The organism is Lactobacillus delbrueckii subsp. bulgaricus (assembly GCF_046938665.1).
Classification (GTDB): Bacteria; Bacillota; Bacilli; order Lactobacillales; family Lactobacillaceae; genus Lactobacillus; species Lactobacillus delbrueckii_C.
Genome location: NZ_JBKZCD010000001.1, coordinates 95,511 through 112,119 on the forward strand (window position 1 = coordinate 95,511; position 16,609 = coordinate 112,119).

Below are 16,609 nucleotides of genomic sequence, written 5' to 3' on the forward strand. Positions count from 1 at the left end.
TTAGCCGCTAAACTTTCCGTCTTATGGTAAGATTTATCATAGTTTTAATGCAGAATAGGAAGTTAATCATGAGTTTTAAATCCAACATCGCAACTTTTGCCGGCAAATCCTCTTACTGGTTCCTGCACAATGTCTTAAAGGGCGGGACCAGCTTTCCCGGCAAGCTGGCCATGAAGCTTGACCCAGATGTCCTTGAGCAGCTGGGCAAGGACTACGAGACCATTATCGTTACCGGGACCAACGGCAAGACCATGACCACGGCCCTCATCACCCAGACCTTGAAAGAAAAATACGGCGATATTTTGACCAACCCGTCCGGGTCCAACATGGCCCAGGGGATCGTAACCGCCTTTTTGGCTCATGGCCAGAAAAAAAGCAGCCGGAAACTGGCCGTTTTGGAAGTCGATGAAGCCAACGTCAAGGCCGTAACCCAGTTGGTCCACCCCAAGGCCTTTGTCCTGACCAACATTTTCAGAGACCAGATGGACCGCTACGGGGAAATCTACACGACCTATGAAAAGATCGTCGACGGCATCAAGCTGGCGCCAGAGGCAACCATCATCGCTAACGGGGACGCCAGCATCTTCTCTTCAGTCGACCTGCCGAATCCAAAAGTCTTCTTTGGCTTTGAAACTGACCAGGACAAACCGCAAAACGACCTCAAGGCTGCCGTCAACACTGACGGGGTCCTCTGCCCTAAGTGCGAGCATATCCTGCACTACCACGCAATTTCCTATGCCAACCTGGGTGACTTCTTCTGCCCGAACTGCGGCTACAAGCGGCCGGATTTGACCTACAAGCTGGAAAAAATCAGCGAGCAGACCCCGAGCCGGATCAAGTTTACCATTGAAGGCAAGGAATTCGCCATCAACATCGGCGGCACCTACAATATTTACAATGCCCTGGCCGCCTTTGCCTGCGCCAGAGAATTCGGCGTTTCCGCCAATGAAATCGCGGCGGCTTTTGCCAAAAACAAGCGGATCTTCGGCCGCCAGGAACTGATTCACTACCAGGGCAAGCAGATCAACATCATCTTGGTCAAGAACCCGGTTGGCTTAAACGAAGTCCTCAGCCTCCTGGACACGGAAAAAGACCACTACAGCCTGGCTGCCCTCTTAAACGCCCACCACGCTGACGGCATCGACACCAGCTGGATCTGGGACGGGAACTTTGAAAGCCTGGACCGGGACAAGATCGACCAGGTCATCGTCGGCGGCGAGCGGCACAAGGACATGGCCTTCCGCCTGGAAGTTGCCGGTTTTGACCCGGACAAGATGATCATTGAAAGCGACTTTGACCAGCTGCTGGCCGCTTTTGCAAAGGCGCCGACTGACAAGATCTACATTCTCTCAACCTACACGGCCATGCTGCACCTGCGGCAGGTCTTTGCCGACAAGGGCGTCTTGAAGAGAAGGATCAACTAGCATACGCAAAGCAAGTAAGTAAAAGAGTAAATAAAAATCCCGCGGTCAGCCGCGGGATTTTTTAAATTGCCGTGGTTAAGACGGCGACTACGTTGATCAAGGCAACCAAGCCGGCAAAAAAGGCAACCGCCTTGTAGGTCGCGTTCTTGCTAAAGGCAAAAAGCAGGCCCTCGATTAGGGCCACGGCAAATGCCGCGATAGCGGTGATGGCATAATAAGGCGACATCCGGCTGTTAAAACGGCCCAGGATGATGATGACCAGGCCATAGACGGCTAAAAGCAGCCAGCCCTTTTGCTTATTGCTTAATTTCATGTGATTTTGCTCCTCTTTCTAGCTAGCGGTTTTCCTGCAAAAAAGCGTTGATGATCCGGCTGCGCATGGTCAAAAAGATCTGATTGTGCCGGGAAGGGTGAACTCGGTTGGTCAAAAGAATCAAGCCGGACTGCTTGACCTGGTCAAACAAGACCAAAGTGCCGGTAAAACCGGTGTGATAGATAATGGGATAGTTTTCCTTAGGGTCAAAGACCAGGTTCCAGCCCCAGGACCGGGCTTTTAACCCCGCCGGCGTCTTGACCTGGTAGAGGTCTTGGATTGTTTCTTTCTTTAATGGTAAAAGGTCACTGACCCCCATATAGCCCTGCCCCATTTTGACCAGGTCGCTGACAGTACTAAACAGGCCAGCTGACCCGCACCGCCGGCCTAATTGCTGGCCCTTAGGATCATGGACAAAGCCTTGAATGACCTGGCCGTCAACTAGTTCCGTTGGCACGCACTCCTCTTTTGGCGGGGCAAAAGTCGTTTCAGTCAAGCCAGCTGGCTGGAAGATCCGCTCGCTGGCCAGGTCCTGGACTGCTTTGCCCGTAATCCGCTCTAAAACCAGGCCTAAAAGAACGAAGTTGGTGTCTGCATAGCGGACCACCCGGTTAAACTCGCTGGTCACTGGCAAGCCCACGATCGCCCTCATTAATTCCGGGCCGGACAAGGCATTCCGGTTTTCAATCCAGCCCCGGATGCCAGATGTGTGGGTCAAAAGATGGCTGAGGCGGACCCGGCCGTCCTTAAATTCCGGCACGTATTTTTGCAAGGGGTCAGCAAAGTCAACCTTTCCCTCTTCCCTCAGCTGCAAGAAAGCAGCCGTCGTGGCCAAAACCTTGCTGCAGCTGGCTAAGTCATAGTAGGCAAAAGGGCTCAGCTGGCTTTTAGCCGGATAGATGCTGGCAAAGCCCAAAGTCGAGGCAAAGACCTGGTCCCCTTTCAAGAGGGCGTAGTTGACTCCGGGAACAATTCTTTCAGAAACCAGGCTTTCAATCAGCAGCTGGGTTTTAGGAAAATTAAGCAAGCGGTGACTCCTTTCTAAAAGGCCCGTGCGGGCAATTAGCTCTATTATACGGCAGTTTTCAGCCTTTCCAAGCCAGCCTGAAAAAATTTTAGACTTTTTTTGCCAGGAGCCTTGACTTTTTCTTGCAAAGAAAGCATAATAATGAATGTCGGTAATTCGAACACAAACTTCGCCCGTTGGTCAAGTGGTTAAGACGCTACCCTCTCAAGGTGGAGTCATGAGTTCAATTCTCGTACGGGTGATTTACTGCGATGTAGCCAAATTGGTAAGGCAGTGGACTCTGAATCCATAATGTTCCGGTTCGAGCCCGGACATCGCAATAATACCGAAAGGCAAGTTCCTCTGGAGCTTGCCTTTTTTCTTGTCCTTTTCAAAGCAAATGAAAAAGTGCTAGCTCTGGTCTAGCACTTTTTTCTTCTTTTCAAATCTACTTAGTCACATAGGCTTCCTTAAAGTTCCACTCGCTCCGCTTGCAGATCCAGCCCTTGGCATTTGACCGGATCAGCCAGGCATCGTCCTCATAGTAAAGCGGGATGACCCCGGCATCGTCAAGCAGGATGCTTTCCGCCTCACTCATCTCCTTGAGCCGCTTTTCCTGGTCATTGGTGTTCTTGGAAGCAGCAATCAGCTTGTCATACTGGCTGTTCTTCCAGGAGCCATAGTTGGAGCTGTTCTTGCTGGTCAGAAGTTCCAGGAAGGAAATCGGGTCACCGAAGTCAGCGATCCAGTCTGACCCGCAGATCTGGAACTGGCCGTTTTCCCGCCGGGCCAGGCGGGTCTTGAAGGGAACACTGGTGACCGTCAATTTCAGCCCTGGCAGCTGGGTTTCCAGCATGCTCTGCAGGGCTTCGCCGGTCTTCTTGCCCCCGTCGCTGTCACTGGTCAGCAGGTTCAAGGTCAAGCTGGACTTGCCGAGTTCACTCAGGCCCTTTTGCCAGTACTCCTTGGCCTTGCTTGGCTGGTACTTGTAGAGGTCTTTGGCCGAGGAAGAAATCATGCTGGTGTAGTCTTCCCCGTCATATTCAGTCAAGCCCTTGGCTGTGTAAGTATTGGCCACCTGGTTGTTGCCGCCTAAAATCCGGATCAGGTTCTCCCGGTTGATGGCCAGGGAGATGGCCTTGCGGATGTTGCTGTTGGCCAGGTTCGGGTTCTTTTCGTTAAGTTCCAGGTAGTAGGTCCCCCCGTTGGAGAGGCTGTAGTAGTTCTTCTTGCCCTTGAACTGCTTGGTCAAATTGGAGTCCAGGCCCAGGGCGTCAATCTTATTTGACTGGTAGAGGTTGTAGGCGGTAGTCGCCGTCTTGTTGACCGTGAAGCTGATCTGGTCAAGCTTGACGCTCTGCTTGTCCCAATAATCCGGGTTCTTGACCAGTTTCCAGGACAGGTTGGATCCCGTCCAGCCCTTTTGAACAAAAGGCCCGTTATAAGCCATGTACTTGGAAGCCGTCCCGTACTTGTCCCCGTATTTCTTGACGGCTTTTTCCTCCTGCGGGAAAAAGACTGGGAAGGCCATGAGGTCCTTAAAATAGGCCATCCGCTTCTCTAAAGTGACGACCAGCTGATACTTGCCCTCAGCCTTGATCCCCAGGCTGGAAACCGGCTTTTTGCCGTTTTGGATGGCATCGGCGTTCTTGATCCCGGAAAAAAGATATGAGTACTCGGCCTCAGTCTTGGGATTGACGGTCCGCCGCCAGGAGTAGACAAAGTCCTGGGCAGTTACTGGCGTGCCGTCATTCCACTTGGACTTGCGCAGGTTAAAAGTGTAAGTCAGCCCGTCCTTGGAAACCTGGGCGCTAGTGGCCAGGCCCGGACTTTGCCCGTCCTTGCTGTTTCTGTAGAGCCCTTCCATTGAATTGATCATCTGGCTGAAGCTGACCACGTCCGTGGCCTTGGACGGGTCCATCGTGGTGATTTCCCCGCCGACTGACCAGTTCAAATCCTGCTCCTTTTGACTGCTCTCCTGCTTGCTGCAGGCTGTTAACGTTAAAGCAGCTAAAGCAAGTCCAGTCAAGGCAATTTTTCTTGATGACATCTTCCTTTACCCCCTCTTACTAAAACGGTAACATAAGCAATACTCTGTTTGCTCCCCTTAAATTGTAGCACTTAATCTAATTCTTTTATCATCTTTGACCAAAAAATGTCAAATTGAACAAAAAAAGAACAAGATCCGCGGATCTTGCTCTTCTTAGTTTCATTTACGAAAGATTACAGGCGGCTTGCCAGTTCGTCGTGCAAGTCTTCGTAGCCTGGCTTGTTCAAAAGGCCGAACATGTTGCGCTTGTAAGCTTCAACCCCTGGCTGGTTGAATGGGTTGATCCCGTTCAAGTAGCCGGAGATAGCAACTGACAGTTCGAACCAGTAGATCAAGTAGCCCAAAGTGTGCTCGCTTTGGTCAGCGATGTTGACAGTCATAACTGGAACCCCGCCGTCAGTGTGGGCCAAAACAACGCCTTCGTAAGCCCGGTCGTTGACATAGTTCATGGTCTTGCCGGCCAGGAAGTTCAGTTGGTCCAGGTTGCTTTCGTCGTTTGGAATTTCCACGTCAGCCCGTGGGCCAGCAACGCGGACAACAGTTTCCATCAAGTTCCGGCGGCCTTCTTGGATGTATTGGCCAAGTGAGTGCAGGTCAGTGGTGAAGTTAGCACTTGACGGGTAGATGCCCTTTTGGTCCTTGCCTTCTGATTCACCCATCAATTGCTTCCACCATTCGCCAAACATTCTGATGCTTGGTTCGTAGTTTTCCAAAAGTTCAGTGGTGTAGCCCTTGCGGTAAAGGATGTTTCTCAAGGCAGCGTATTGGTAAGGTGAGTCCTTGCTTAGGTCAGGGTCAGTGAAAGCAGCCCGGGCATCAGCGGCACCTTGCATCAAGGCGTCGATGTCGCAGCCGGCAGCAGCGATTGGCAAAAGGCCAACAGCTGACAAAACGCTGAAACGGCCGCCGACGTCATCTGGAACTACGAATTCTTCGTAGCCTTCAGCGTCAGCTTCGGTCTTCAAGGCACCCTTTTGGCGGTCAGTGGTTGCGTAAATACGCTTGGCTGCTTCTTCCTTGCCGTACTTTTCAATCAACTTGGCCTTCAAAACCCGGAAGGCAACTGAAGGTTCAGTGGTGGTACCGGACTTGGAGATGATGTTCAAGGAGAAGTCCTTGTCGCCCAGCCAGTTGATCAAGTCTGACAAGTAAGTGCCTGACAGACTGTTACCGCAGAAGACAACCTTAGGATAATCGCTCTTTTCAGCCATGTAGAATGATGAGTTCAAGAATTCAATGGCTGCTTGGGCACCCAAGTATGAGCCGCCGATCCCGATCCCGATCAAAACGTCGGAGTCGCTTTGGATCTTCTTGGCTGCCTTCTTGATGCGGGCGAATTCGTCCTTGTCATAGTCAACTGGCAGGTCCAGCCAGCCGCGGAAGTCGTTGCCGGCACCAGTGCCTTCACGCAATTCCTTGTCAGCGGCGTTAACCATTGCTTGCATTTCCTTCAGTTCGTTTTCGTGAACAAAAGGAGTCAATTTACTACTGTCAAAACTTACTACACTATTCATTGATTTATGCTTCCTCACTAGAAAATGTTAAATAAATCATTCACAAGATAATAATATCATTGTTGCCCTTTCATTGCTAGTCTTTATTGGGATTTTTTACACAAATTTGACCTAGCAAAAAGTAGAGCCCGTAGCCCAGCAGGACCCCGCAGGCATTGAAGAAGACGTCGTCAATGTCGCTGACCCCTGTCATGAGCAAAAACTGCAGGATCTCGATCGTCACCGATGACAAGACCCCCAGGAAAAAGACCCGGCCAAAGCAACGCTTGACTTGCAGCAGATTGGGCAGCAGGGCCCCGAAGGGTACGAAGGCTAAGATATTGCCCATAGAGTTATAGTAAAAGTCGACCTTGCTCTGGGCATAGACTAGTTTCCAGGTATTCTTCATGAAGACCAGGTTGATATTGCTGAGCGGCCGCGTCCAATGGAAATTCAGTTCCCAAGGGAAGTAGGATGACCTGAAGGTCGTCAGCATCAGCACCAGGAGAAAGTAAAAGACGAAGAGCCAGAGGCCGAATTCTGACCAGAGCCCGCGCCTTTTACGGACAGCCAAAAGCCAGATGACCCGGACCAGGGCAAAGAGCAGGAAGTAAAAAATTGTCTTGTCCAGGCCCTGCAAGGTCAACTTGATCAAGGCAAAGTGATTGATCCGGGTGGCGTACTGGCTGGCTAAATAATTGTATAGAGGTGCTAAAAACAACATGCTCGCTGGGTCCAATCTACTAAGGTCTGCTTACATTATACAAGCTTTTTTGGGGGAAGAATTTTAAGAAAGCAATAACTCTGGGGAAATATTTGTCTATTTTTGCCACAACCTTTAAAATTAAGACAGTAATAAAAGGAGAAAGACATTGAAACACAGCAAATTTCTCGGCAAATTTCAAAGCCGGACTGGCTTTTTGGCCCTCCTGGTCATCTGCTACTGGCTGAAATACCTCTTTGTCGCCTACTGCGACTTCAATCTAGGCCTGGCCAATCCCCTCCAGCACATCATCATGTGGTTCAGCCCCCTGGGCATGAGCATCATTTTGATCAGCTTGGGCTTTTACTTTTCCAAGCCTCTGGCCTCCTATATCGCCATGCTGGCCCTCGATTTCGCCAACACGGCGCTTTTATTTGCCAACGTCCTTTACTACCGGCAGTTCACCGACTTCATTACCGTCAAGACCATGGCCAACTTCAGCAAGGTTTCCCAGGGTCTGGGCAAGTCCAGCGCGGCCCTTTTGGCGCCTAGCGACATTTTAATCTGGCTGGACCTAATCGTCATCGTCATCCTGCTGGCGGTAAAAGTAATCAAGATCGACCAGCGGTCATACGGCTTTTCCAGAACTTTTGCCATTACGTCCTTCGGCTTCTTCGTTTTGGGCCTCAACATGATGGTGGCTGAATGCAACCGGCCCCGCCTGCTCAAGAACACTTTTGACCGGACTTACGTGGTCAAGTACCTGGGCATCGACACCTTCACGGTTTATGACGCTATTAAGAACGAATCCAGCTCGACCGTAACCAAGAATGCTTCGACCAGTGAATTGAACAAGATCATCAACTTTACCCAGCAGAATTACGCTCCGGCTAATTCCGAATACTTCGGGGCGGAAAAAGGGAAGAACGTGATCATCATCCACCTGGAGAGCTTCCAGCAGTTTTTGATCGGGATGAAGGTCAACGGCAAGGAGGTTACTCCCTTCCTTAACTCCCTCTACAAAAACAAGCACACCCTGTCTTACAGCAACTTCTACCACCAGGTTGGCCTGGGCAGAACCAGTGACGCGGAAAATATGCTGGAAACCAGCACCTACGGGATCTCTGACGGGTCACTCTTCACCTCATTAGGCTCCAGCAACACCTTCCAGGCTGCCCCGCAAATCTTGCGGGTAAACAACAACTACACCTCTGCCGTCTTCCACGGCAATGTCGGCAGCTTCTGGAACCGGAATGACGTTTACAAGAATATGGGCTACAACTACTTCTTTGACAAGAACTACTTCAGTCAGGAAAGCGGGGACAGCTCCGGCTACGGGCTTAAGGACAAGCTCTTTTTTGCCGAAAGCGTCAAGTACCTGGAAAGAATGCAGCAGCCCTTCTATGCCAAGTTCATCACGGTCACCAACCACACGCCTTTTGAACTGGCCACGGCTGACCAGGATCCAAACTTCAAGACCAGCTCAACCAGTGACGCGACGATCAATAATTACTTTTTGACTGCCCACTACCTGGACCAGGCCTTGAAGGAATTTTTCACTTACTTGAAAAAAACCGGTCTCTATGAGAAGTCGCTGATCGTCATCTACGGGGACCACTACGGCTTGAGCAATGAAGAATACACTACCCTGGCGCCTTTGATCGGCAAGGACCCGAATGACTGGTCCAGCTACAACACCGCCCAGATGCAAAAGGTACCTTTCATGATCCACGCTTCCAATTTAAAGGGCGGAATCAAGTCAACCCTGGCTGGTGAAATCGACGTCCTGCCGACCATCCTCCACCTGCTAGGCATCTCCAGCAAGCAATACGTCCAGTTCGGCACGGACATGCTGTCCGCTGAGCACAAGCAAATTGTCGTCTTCAGAAATGGGACGGTCATCAGTCCGAAATACGTCTTGATCGGGGGCAAGACCAGCAAGGGCAATGTCTATGACGCCAGCGGCAAACTTTTGACCAAGCTGACCAAAAAGCAGAAAGCCGAAGTCAAGAAGCTGGCTGCTTATAGCAAAAACTCCCTGGCCTACTCAGACACCCTCAACAACAAGAACCTGCTCCGCTATTACACGCCAAAGGGCTTCAATCCGGTCATCCCGAGCGATTACAACTACAGCACCAACTACCAGCAGATGATGGACTTGATTGAGCAATTAGGCAAGCAGTCAACCGCCCTCATCAGCCAAAAGGGCGACACCAGCAAGCTTTACAAGACCGATGCCAGCCAGCTGGCCAAGCGGCAAAGCGAGATCACCCAGATCCCGGAAAGCGTCCTGTCCTCATCCAGCTCCATGAATGAGAGCACGACTGCAAGTTCCTCCAGCTCTAGTAGCAGTTCCAGCTCAAGTAAAGTCAGCAGCAAGAAAACTGAATAGAAGAAGCAAAAAGCTTACCGGCAGCAGCCGGTAAGCTTTTTTAGTCGCTATTCTTTATCTTTGGACTCTTTCTTGTCCTTCTTGTCATAGTGCTTCTCATGCCCCTGGTCAAAGAGGGTGATCATGAAGGTTGAGCCTTCATGCGGCTTGGAAGTAACCTTGATTTCCCCGCCGTGCTGGCGAACCAAAGAGAGGACAATCGACAGGCCCAGGCCGGATTCACCGGTGCCGCCGTAGCGGGCCCGGGCCGGGTCAGCCTTGTAGAAGCGTTCGAAGATATACTTGCTCTGCTCCTGGGTCATCCCGATTCCGGTATCCTGGACGCTGAAGTTCGCCCCATGCTGGAAGCGCCGGCCCCTAAGCGTGATCGTCCCGTTATTGGTAAACTGGATGGCGTTCTGGGTCAAGTTGACCAGCATCTGCTTGAAGCGGTCCTGGTCAGCATAAACCGGCAAATCTTCCGGAGCGTCAAGGATAATCTTGTCCCCGTTCTTGGCCGCGTTCTGGGTCAGCTGCTGCTGAACGTCGTTCATGATCGTCCGGGCATTGAACTGGGACTTCAGCATCTGGATCTTCCCGCTTCTGATCTTTTCGTAGTCCAGGTTTTCGTTGACCAGGCGGATCAAGCGCTTGGTTTCCCGGCTCATGAGGTCAATGGACTCTGGAATTGATTCTTCTGGGATGGCATCATACTTCATCCCTTCCAAAAGGCCATTAATCGTCGTCAGAGGCGTCCGCATTTCGTGGGCCACATCCTGCATGAACTGGTCCCGCCGCTCTTCCTGGGCCTTGACTTCTTCATTTGAGGCTTTCAGAGACCGGACCATTTCATTAAAGTTTTCGGCCAGGTCATCGATTTCATCGGCATGGCGGTGGTCAACCTGGACGTCCAGGTCACCGTCAGCAACCTTGCGGGCAGCCAGGGAGAGCTTCTTGATCCGGCTAGTTTGGTAGTAGGCCAGAATAAAGCTCAAGATCAAGCTGACCGCGAAGGTGATCACCAGGGCTCTGGCCAGGTTTGCCTTGGCCTGACTCACGGTCTGCAGGACATCCTTGACCCGGGAACCGATCATGATGGCCCCGACGACCTTCTTATTTGACCCGGATCCTTGGACCTGGGGAACCACGACCCAGGTATAGCTTTCAGCGGCAAAAAGGCGGTTGCTCCGCTTTCTTAAGCCATCGCGCTTTACCCGGCCCTGGATTTTCGGGGCAAGGTCCTGCTGCTCGCTGCTGTGGTCATCCTTGATCCGGACCACCTGCCCCTTCTTCAGCATCGATTTGGCTGACTTCTTCAAGATGTCGTAGCCGCCAAGGGGATAAGTCGTCTTAAAGTTCTTGTCCATCAAAAACAGTTTAAGATTTTCATCCCGCATGACGAAGGAAAACTTCTGCAGGAAATCCGCGGAAAAAAACGGCGGTGAATTCTTGCTCTGCGTCTTTTTAGAGTACAGCTGCAGGGTCGAAAGATTCTCGGCATAACTTTCCAAGCGCGTATAGTTGCTTTGATAGGCCTGTTCCTTCTGGTAGTTGATCGTTGAAAAGCCAATGATCATGACCGAGGTTAAAATGACTACCAAAAAACTCAGAATATGCTGATAAATCAGTTTCATGCGTTAACCTGTGAATCGTCAAACTTGTAGCCCACGCCCCAGACGGTTTGAATGATCTGCGGGCCGGACTTTTCCAGCTTCTGGCGCAGCTTCTTGATGTGGGCGTCAACAGTTCTTTCTTCACCGAAGTATTCGTAGCCCCAGACAAGTTCCAGGAGCTGTTCCCGGGAGAAGACCTGCTTTGGCTTTTGGGCCATGGTGTAGAGCAGGTCGAATTCCTTTGGCGTCAAGCCTTCAACCCGGTTTTCATCAAAGTAGACTTCCCGCCGGCTCTTGGAGATCCGGATGTGGTTGGTTTCCAAGTCGAAGTCGTTGCTTGGGATGTTCTTCGGCAGGTTTCTTGGCTGCCCTTCCAGCATTACCCGCCGGTGCAGGGCCTTGATTCTGGCGATCAAGGCGATCGGGCTGAATGGCTTGGTTACGTAGTCATCAGCCCCGACACCCAGGCCGAGAACCTGGTCAGATTCGCTGTCACGGGCCGTCAGCATAATAATCGGCACAGTTTCAGAAATCCGGCGGATTTCCTTGGCCACTTGAATCCCGTCCTTCTTTGGCAGGTTCAAGTCCAAAGTGATGATGTCAAAGTCCCGCGGGTGAGTCTGGAAAATTTCGACTGCTTCTTCACCGTCGTAGGCGGAAACTTGTTCCCAGCCTTCCTTCTTGAAGAACAATTCCATCATTTGTGAAACTGACTTGTCATCTTCTACCATTAAGATCTTCATGTTTTAACCTCTTACCGAAAAATTGTGCAATCCGCACTTAATATTATAATCGTAGCAAAAAAGTATCAAAAGCCGCCAATCATTCTGTGAAAAAAACTCGAAACTTAACTCACAAGTTTGGGGCTAATTGACTAAATTATATAGTTTTTCACTTAATTTCTAAAGGAAAAAGTTTTTTAATCATCGCCGCTAGTCAAGAATTTGTAAACCGCCCAGGCAAAAAGTGCTGTTGGCAGCAGGCCTGGGGAAAGGTCGACCTTGAGCTTGGTCCTGCCCTTGTCATTGACTTTTTGGCAGCTGTAAGCTCCTAGCAAAAATTCTTTGAGTTTCATAGTTGACCTCCCGCACTAAAAAGTGTATTTACAGTCAAAACAATAGCTTCTACTCTTTTAATTATACTCTTGATTCCTTTGCGATTTATTGCATTTGTTATTTTATTCCAAAAAACAAAAAAGACACGTGTATCAATCACACGCGCCTTCTTCAGACAGATGGAGATGAGGGGAATTGAACCCCTGTCCAAACGCATCCCGTCACTAATCTCTACGATCATAGTCATATTATTTCAGCTTCACCGGGGCAAAACGCCATATGACAGGGCCAAACAGCCACGGCTAACCTGTTAGTCTCTTCTCGCTTATTCAGGTGTGATAAGCAAGCGTATCCCGTAAGGTTGATACCGCAAGACCGCCACGGGCAGGCAGTCTATTGGCAGCTGGGCTGAACTAAGCAGCTACAGCGTATGAGTTTTCGTTTGCAGTTAATTTAAACTGTTTAACGTTTTAACGTAGACGTAACCTACGAATCGCAACCAGCGCGGGTCTGCGCCTGTCGAATCCCAAAACATCCCCAAAATAGAGAACATGATCATTTTAGCAAAAAATGACCATGCCCTCAAATATTCTGCTTAAAAACTTTTACTTAAGCTTGGCCAAACGGACAACGTCACGTTCGATCATCAATTCTTCGTCAGTTGGAATAATCAAACCAGCCAGCTTGGAATCTTCCTTGGTGATGAAGCCTTCATTAGCAGCCTTGTTAGCTGCGTCGTCAAAGTCAACGCCCATGAAGGACAATGCCTTCATGACCCCTTCACGGACTTCATCGTCGTGTTCACCGATCCCGGCAGTGAAGACAACCGCGTCTGCCCCGCCCATTTCAGCAATGTAAGAGCCAACGTAGCGGACTACCCGGTTAACGAAGACAGCATCAGCCAGCTTGGCCCGCTTGTCCTTGCTTTCTCTGATGTCCCGCATGTCGCTGGAGACGCCGGAGATGCCCAACAGGCCTGACTTGTGGTTCAAAATATCGATCATTTCATTGAAGTCAGTGATGCCTTCCTTCTTCATGATGTACTGCAGGACTGACGGGTCAACGTCACCTGACCGGGTCCCCATGGTTACCCCAGCCAAAGGTGAGAAGCCCATGGAAGTGTCGTAGCACTTGCCATCCTTAACTGCAGTAACTGAAGCGCCTGAACCCAGGTGGCAGACAACCAGCTTAAGGTCCTTGAGGTCCTTGCCCAGGAGTTCAGCAGCCTTGCCGGAAACGTAGCGGACGGAAGTGCCGTGAGCACCGTACTTGCGGGCCTTGTACTTCTCGTAGTATTCGTATGGCAAGGAGTAGATGTAGTGTACTTCATCCATTGACTGGTGGAAGGAAGTGTCAAAGACACCGACTTGCGGCACGTCCGGCAGGATGTTCATGAAGGCTTGAATGCCGCGGCCTTCTGCAGGGTTGTGCAGAGGAGCGTAGTCAGTCAAGTCAAAAATCTTGTGGATGTTGTCCTTGTCGATGATTGCTGAGTCTGGGAACAATTCCCCGCCGTTCACGATCCGGTGGCCAACGCCGACAATTTCCTTGACGTCTGCAATAACGCCATATTCTTTCAGCCAGTCAAGCAGGGTTTGTACGGCTACTTCCTGGTTTGGCAGGTCAACTTTGGCTTCATGCTTGGTCCCATCAGCCAACTTCATTGAAAAGGTTGAACCATCGATACCAATACGGTCGCCCAGCCCGGAAGCTAAGACACTCTCATCAGCTAATGAGAATAGCTTATACTTAAATGAAGATGAACCAGAGTTGATTGCTAAAATCTTATCCATTATTAAAAAACTCCTTTTACTCACTTCACAAACTTAATTATCTTTCTTAGTATACCACTCGTTCAGTTTAATATTAAGGGCTACCAAAGATTCTTCCTTCTTCAGATTTTCAAGCTTTGTGAGCAAAACTTCCTTCGGCGGCTTGCTTTGGCCGTGGTTTTGGAAGATAAGGATACTTTTTTGACTTATCTTGCTTTGGAATAAGCTGCTTGGCAATTGCACGATCGCCTGCAGGTAGACCTTGCTGGCCAGCCAGGGCATAAAGTCAGCCCCAACCGTACCAGTCAGCATGTTCTGCGGGACTAAAAGGAAGGCGAAGCCGTCTTCAGCCAGGTTCTTGACGATCTGCTCAACGAAGAGGACGTGCGCGTAGGCGTGTCCTTCCTTGGTCCGGAGGTCAAAGTTCTTGGCATTGTCGTCGTTAGCGTAAAAGCCGATCGGCAGGTCGCTAACCACTACGTCTGGCTTGACTGGCCAGCCGGTCAAGGCATCCTGGCAGTAGAAGTTGGCTTTTAACCCCGCCAAGTGGGCGGCCACGTCGGCCAAGTTGAGCATTTCTTCATCATTATCCAGGCCAACCAGGTCAAAGCGGTCTTCTGAATGATTCTGGGCAGCCAGCTGCTGGTCAACGGAGAAAAGCAGGTTGCCGCTGCCCACTGCCGGGTCCAGCAGGACTTGCTTTTTCTTAGGCAGGAGCTTGTCCATAAACAGGGTCAAGACCGTGGCTAAAAGCGGCGGAGTCGGCATCTGGTTGGCATCCCGGCCGTCATCGTTGATGGCCTTAAGGACCAGGAGGCCATAGACCTGCTCTTTCTGGGTCTTGGACCAGTTCTTGTAGTCCAAAGCCGCGTAGCGTTCTTCAAGCTCAGCCACCGTCTTTTGGTCCGGGGCTCCCATTTCCACCCGGATTTCCCCGCTTTCCAGGTTGTCAAAAGTTTCCACCAAGGCATCAGCCAGGGATACGTTCAAGGCTTCTTGCAGGCATTCGACTGCTTCCAGAGTCTGCCCAAACAGTTCTTCAATTCTATTCATGACTTAGTCCACCCTTCTTTGCAATACATACCAATTCTAATGATTTACAAGGAAGGGTGCAAGAAATTTCACCCGCCCCAGAGGTAATTTGCCAGCAGCTGGTTGATCTTAATGACATGCTGATAAGCATCCAGGTAACTGTCAATCAACAGAATTGTCGTGGCTAGCAGCAGCACGCTGGTCAGCAGGGCGCTCCCCCTTTGCCGGTTTAGCTTGATCTGTTTTCTGATCTTCAGTCTTTTTCGCCTCCTTTTCTTTTTCCGGTGCCTTGTCGACTTTAAAATACAAAATTGACCTTTTCCCCTTTTCATTGATATGGACCTCCATCAAGCCGTCCTTGGCCGCGAACGTTGCCCCCCAGATTGGCAGCAGGGTCATATTGCCGCCGTCTGGTCCGGATCTTCTGACCCGAAGATTATTGCCTTTATTATCCATTTCCAAAACGTAGCCAGCTTTATCTATCTTTTCTTCCCCCGTCTTGTCTTTCTTTTTCTCTTCTTTGATAAACATGATCTTCAAAGGATTGGAATTCTCCAGATCAATATAGGTCCGCTGGCTGTCCTTTTTCAAAAACTTGGCGAACTGGACATAAGAGAAGACCAGTTCATTAGGATCGTGCCGGTCTTTTTCAAAAAGGGTAAAAAGCTTAAGGCTAGAGGACAAAAGAGACAGGCAAATCACCGTTACCAAGAGGGCGACCATGGTCTCCAGCAAGCTGAAAGCCTTACTTCTGGCAAATCTTCTGCTGGGTTTCATCATACAGGTCTCCTTTGCCGGTCAAGACATACTCATGGTCCCTGACCTTGACCCGCTTGACCGGACACTCCTTCAGCATCCGGTAGGCCAGGGCCTGGTTGGCCCTTTGGCTTGATTCTTGCTCTAGTTTCTTCAGCCCGCTAAGGCAGGTCACCGCGGCAGTTAGCGCAATACAGACAATCGCCAAAGCCACTACCGCCTCCAGGGCCAAAAAGCCTTCCTGTTTACTTTTCATTGATCTTCCCCCACGGCAGCAAAAAGGTATATGCCTTTTCATACTCTTTTTTCCCCTGATCGTTTTTTATAATCCTTAAGGTAAACGGCTGGCTGGTGGTCCCGTCACTGGTGATGTTGAGGCCGGTTTTACCGCTAAAAGAGGTATAAACCGTAACTCCATCTGGAATCTTAAGACTCTCATGCCGGCCGTCTTGAATGACTTCCAGCTTGCCCTGGCTGCTTTGGTTGTAGATCATCACCCTTTTTCCCGTAATGGCGGCTCTTCTGATTTTCTCTTGAAAAAGTCCCGCCGCCTGCCGGCAGAAGCGGTCAAAATTGATCTTGTCCTCAAAGCCTTGCAAGCTCATCTCCCCGATGCCCAGCAGCATCCCCGCGACAGCCAAGGTAATCACCGTCTCCAGCAGGCTGAAGGCCTTCTGCCTCATTCTCCGCCCTTGGCGAAGTCACCGATCGCCAGCTTCTTATCCTCAGCCTGCTTCTCCTGCTTTTGCGTCAAGTAGTGGGCATCCACCATTTCCTGGAAAGAGGCCGGCTTCTTGCCCGTATTTTCTTCATATAGCTCCACCTGGGTCTGAATGGTCGTGGTAAAAGCATCGTTAGTCCGCTTGTCGGCTTGGTCCTTTTGGGCCAGCAAATTTGGCGAGATCAAAAGAACTAAAGTCGCGATAATCGCGACCACGATCACCATTTCAATTAAGGTAAAAGCCCGCTGGCGCTTTGGCCAAAACCGTCTTAAATGCTTCATTTCCTTTTTTCCTCCGCA

Annotated in this window: 16 protein-coding genes, 2 tRNA genes and 1 other RNA gene; 4 read left to right on the forward strand and 15 right to left on the reverse strand. The window is 50.4% G+C overall.

The genetic code is table 11. The features are described 5' to 3' along the window. Positions 1–68 precede the first annotated feature (68 nt). Positions 69–1,424 (forward strand): MurT ligase domain-containing protein, encoded by a 1,356-nt coding sequence (locus ACLUXO_RS00480; RefSeq protein ID WP_412135885.1) that lies wholly within the window; start codon positions 69–71, stop codon positions 1,422–1,424. Between the two features lie 61 nt (positions 1,425–1,485). Here ACLUXO_RS00480 and ACLUXO_RS00485 read toward each other — a convergent pair whose 3' ends face one another. Both ACLUXO_RS00485 and ACLUXO_RS00490 read right to left on the reverse strand, forming a co-directional pair. Further along, the gene (locus ACLUXO_RS00485; protein WP_003619086.1) at positions 1,486–1,737 is read right to left on the reverse strand and encodes a hypothetical protein; all 252 of its coding nucleotides are present in this window, start codon (positions 1,735–1,737) and stop codon (positions 1,486–1,488) included. Between the two features lie 22 nt (positions 1,738–1,759). Then, positions 1,760–2,764, reverse strand: a complete 1,005-nt coding sequence (locus tag ACLUXO_RS00490) for a serine hydrolase domain-containing protein (protein WP_003613583.1) — start codon at positions 2,762–2,764, stop codon at positions 1,760–1,762. A gap of 170 nt (positions 2,765–2,934) precedes the next feature. Here ACLUXO_RS00490 and ACLUXO_RS00495 point away from each other — a divergent pair. Further along, positions 2,935–3,006 (forward strand) — tRNA-Glu (locus ACLUXO_RS00495). 5 nt (positions 3,007–3,011) lie between these two features. Next, positions 3,012–3,084, forward strand: a tRNA-Gln gene (locus tag ACLUXO_RS00500). Between the two features lie 107 nt (positions 3,085–3,191). Here ACLUXO_RS00500 and ACLUXO_RS00505 read toward each other — a convergent pair. From ACLUXO_RS00505 to ACLUXO_RS00515, 3 genes are all read right to left on the reverse strand, one after another. Beyond that, positions 3,192–4,793, reverse strand: a complete 1,602-nt coding sequence (locus ACLUXO_RS00505; RefSeq protein ID WP_412135886.1) for a peptide ABC transporter substrate-binding protein — start codon at positions 4,791–4,793, stop codon at positions 3,192–3,194. A gap of 173 nt (positions 4,794–4,966) precedes the next feature. Next, positions 4,967–6,307, reverse strand: a complete 1,341-nt coding sequence (locus tag ACLUXO_RS00510) for a glucose-6-phosphate isomerase (RefSeq protein ID WP_412135887.1) — start codon at positions 6,305–6,307, stop codon at positions 4,967–4,969. Positions 6,308–6,383: 76 nt separating this feature from the next. Then, positions 6,384–7,010: a VanZ family protein gene (locus ACLUXO_RS00515; protein ID WP_003619073.1), complete on the reverse strand. Its 627-nt coding sequence runs from the start codon at positions 7,008–7,010 to the stop codon at positions 6,384–6,386. A 148-nt stretch (positions 7,011–7,158) separates the two neighbouring features. On the opposite strand from ACLUXO_RS00515, the gene ACLUXO_RS00520 reads away from it, so the two are divergent. Further along, on the forward strand, positions 7,159–9,381 hold the full coding sequence (locus tag ACLUXO_RS00520; RefSeq protein WP_412135888.1) for an LTA synthase family protein: 2,223 nt from the start codon (positions 7,159–7,161) through the stop codon (positions 9,379–9,381). A 47-nt stretch (positions 9,382–9,428) separates the two neighbouring features. On the opposite strand, the gene ACLUXO_RS00525 is transcribed toward ACLUXO_RS00520, so the two are convergent. The 10 genes from ACLUXO_RS00525 to comGC all read right to left on the reverse strand — a co-directional run bounded on the left by ACLUXO_RS00525 (position 9,429) and on the right by comGC (position 16,591). Then, positions 9,429–10,994 carry a sensor histidine kinase gene (locus ACLUXO_RS00525; protein ID WP_412135889.1) on the reverse strand — a complete coding sequence of 522 codons (1,566 nt, stop codon included), beginning with the start codon at positions 10,992–10,994 and terminating at the stop codon, positions 9,429–9,431. Next, on the reverse strand, positions 10,991–11,716 hold the full coding sequence (locus ACLUXO_RS00530) for a response regulator transcription factor (protein ID WP_003613569.1): 726 nt from the start codon (positions 11,714–11,716) through the stop codon (positions 10,991–10,993). Before ACLUXO_RS00530 ends, ACLUXO_RS00525 begins: the two co-directional genes overlap by 4 nt. A 176-nt stretch (positions 11,717–11,892) precedes the next feature. After that, positions 11,893–12,048, reverse strand: a complete 156-nt coding sequence (locus ACLUXO_RS00535) for a hypothetical protein (RefSeq protein WP_003619066.1) — start codon at positions 12,046–12,048, stop codon at positions 11,893–11,895. Between the two features lie 157 nt (positions 12,049–12,205). Next, positions 12,206–12,567: a transfer-messenger RNA gene (gene ssrA, locus ACLUXO_RS00540) on the reverse strand. A gap of 66 nt (positions 12,568–12,633) precedes the next feature. Then, a complete protein-coding gene (locus ACLUXO_RS00545) occupies positions 12,634–13,821 on the reverse strand; it encodes an acetate/propionate family kinase (protein WP_412135890.1) in 1,188 nt (395 codons plus the stop codon). A 33-nt stretch (positions 13,822–13,854) separates the two neighbouring features. Beyond that, a complete protein-coding gene (locus ACLUXO_RS00550) occupies positions 13,855–14,853 on the reverse strand; it encodes a class I SAM-dependent methyltransferase (protein ID WP_412135891.1) in 999 nt (332 codons plus the stop codon). A 141-nt stretch (positions 14,854–14,994) separates the two neighbouring features. Beyond that, positions 14,995–15,609 (reverse strand): hypothetical protein, encoded by a 615-nt coding sequence (locus ACLUXO_RS00555; protein ID WP_412136029.1) that lies wholly within the window; start codon positions 15,607–15,609, stop codon positions 14,995–14,997. Beyond that, complete coding sequence (locus ACLUXO_RS00560) at positions 15,578–15,844, reverse strand: type IV pilus modification PilV family protein (protein WP_300615617.1); 267 nt, start codon at positions 15,842–15,844, stop codon at positions 15,578–15,580. Before ACLUXO_RS00560 ends, ACLUXO_RS00555 begins: the two co-directional genes overlap by 32 nt. Continuing rightward, positions 15,834–16,271, reverse strand: a complete 438-nt coding sequence (locus tag ACLUXO_RS00565; RefSeq protein ID WP_412135892.1) for a pilus assembly FimT family protein — start codon at positions 16,269–16,271, stop codon at positions 15,834–15,836. The genes ACLUXO_RS00560 and ACLUXO_RS00565 overlap by 11 nt, the downstream gene beginning before the upstream one ends. Then, the gene (gene comGC / locus ACLUXO_RS00570) at positions 16,268–16,591 is read right to left on the reverse strand and encodes a competence type IV pilus major pilin ComGC (protein WP_412135893.1); all 324 of its coding nucleotides are present in this window, start codon (positions 16,589–16,591) and stop codon (positions 16,268–16,270) included. The genes ACLUXO_RS00565 and comGC overlap by 4 nt, the downstream gene beginning before the upstream one ends. Positions 16,592–16,609 lie beyond the last annotated feature (18 nt).

Excerpts from the sequence above, each read along its gene's own strand:
- ACLUXO_RS00515 (WP_003619073.1), bottom strand. The coding sequence starts at position 7,010 with ATGTTGTTTTTAGCACCTCTATACAATTATTTAGCCAGCCAGTACGCC.
- comGC (WP_412135893.1), bottom strand. The coding sequence starts at position 16,591 with ATGAAGCATTTAAGACGGTTTTGGCCAAAGCGCCAGCGGGCTTTTACC.
- ACLUXO_RS00560 (WP_300615617.1), bottom strand. The coding sequence starts at position 15,844 with ATGAAAAGTAAACAGGAAGGCTTTTTGGCCCTGGAGGCGGTAGTGGCT.
- ACLUXO_RS00510 (WP_412135887.1), bottom strand. The coding sequence starts at position 6,307 with ATGAATAGTGTAGTAAGTTTTGACAGTAGTAAATTGACTCCTTTTGTT.
- ACLUXO_RS00555 (WP_412136029.1), bottom strand. The coding sequence starts at position 15,609 with ATGAAACCCAGCAGAAGATTTGCCAGAAGTAAGGCTTTCAGCTTGCTG.
- ACLUXO_RS00550 (WP_412135891.1), bottom strand. The coding sequence starts at position 14,853 with ATGAATAGAATTGAAGAACTGTTTGGGCAGACTCTGGAAGCAGTCGAA.
- ACLUXO_RS00530 (WP_003613569.1), bottom strand. The coding sequence starts at position 11,716 with ATGAAGATCTTAATGGTAGAAGATGACAAGTCAGTTTCACAAATGATG.
- ACLUXO_RS00565 (WP_412135892.1), bottom strand. The coding sequence starts at position 16,271 with ATGAGGCAGAAGGCCTTCAGCCTGCTGGAGACGGTGATTACCTTGGCT.
- ACLUXO_RS00485 (WP_003619086.1), bottom strand. The coding sequence starts at position 1,737 with ATGAAATTAAGCAATAAGCAAAAGGGCTGGCTGCTTTTAGCCGTCTAT.
- ACLUXO_RS00525 (WP_412135889.1), bottom strand. The coding sequence starts at position 10,994 with ATGAAACTGATTTATCAGCATATTCTGAGTTTTTTGGTAGTCATTTTA.
- ACLUXO_RS00535 (WP_003619066.1), bottom strand. The coding sequence starts at position 12,048 with ATGAAACTCAAAGAATTTTTGCTAGGAGCTTACAGCTGCCAAAAAGTC.
- ACLUXO_RS00480 (WP_412135885.1), top strand. The coding sequence starts at position 69 with ATGAGTTTTAAATCCAACATCGCAACTTTTGCCGGCAAATCCTCTTAC.
- ACLUXO_RS00505 (WP_412135886.1), bottom strand. The coding sequence starts at position 4,793 with ATGTCATCAAGAAAAATTGCCTTGACTGGACTTGCTTTAGCTGCTTTA.
- ACLUXO_RS00545 (WP_412135890.1), bottom strand. The coding sequence starts at position 13,821 with ATGGATAAGATTTTAGCAATCAACTCTGGTTCATCTTCATTTAAGTAT.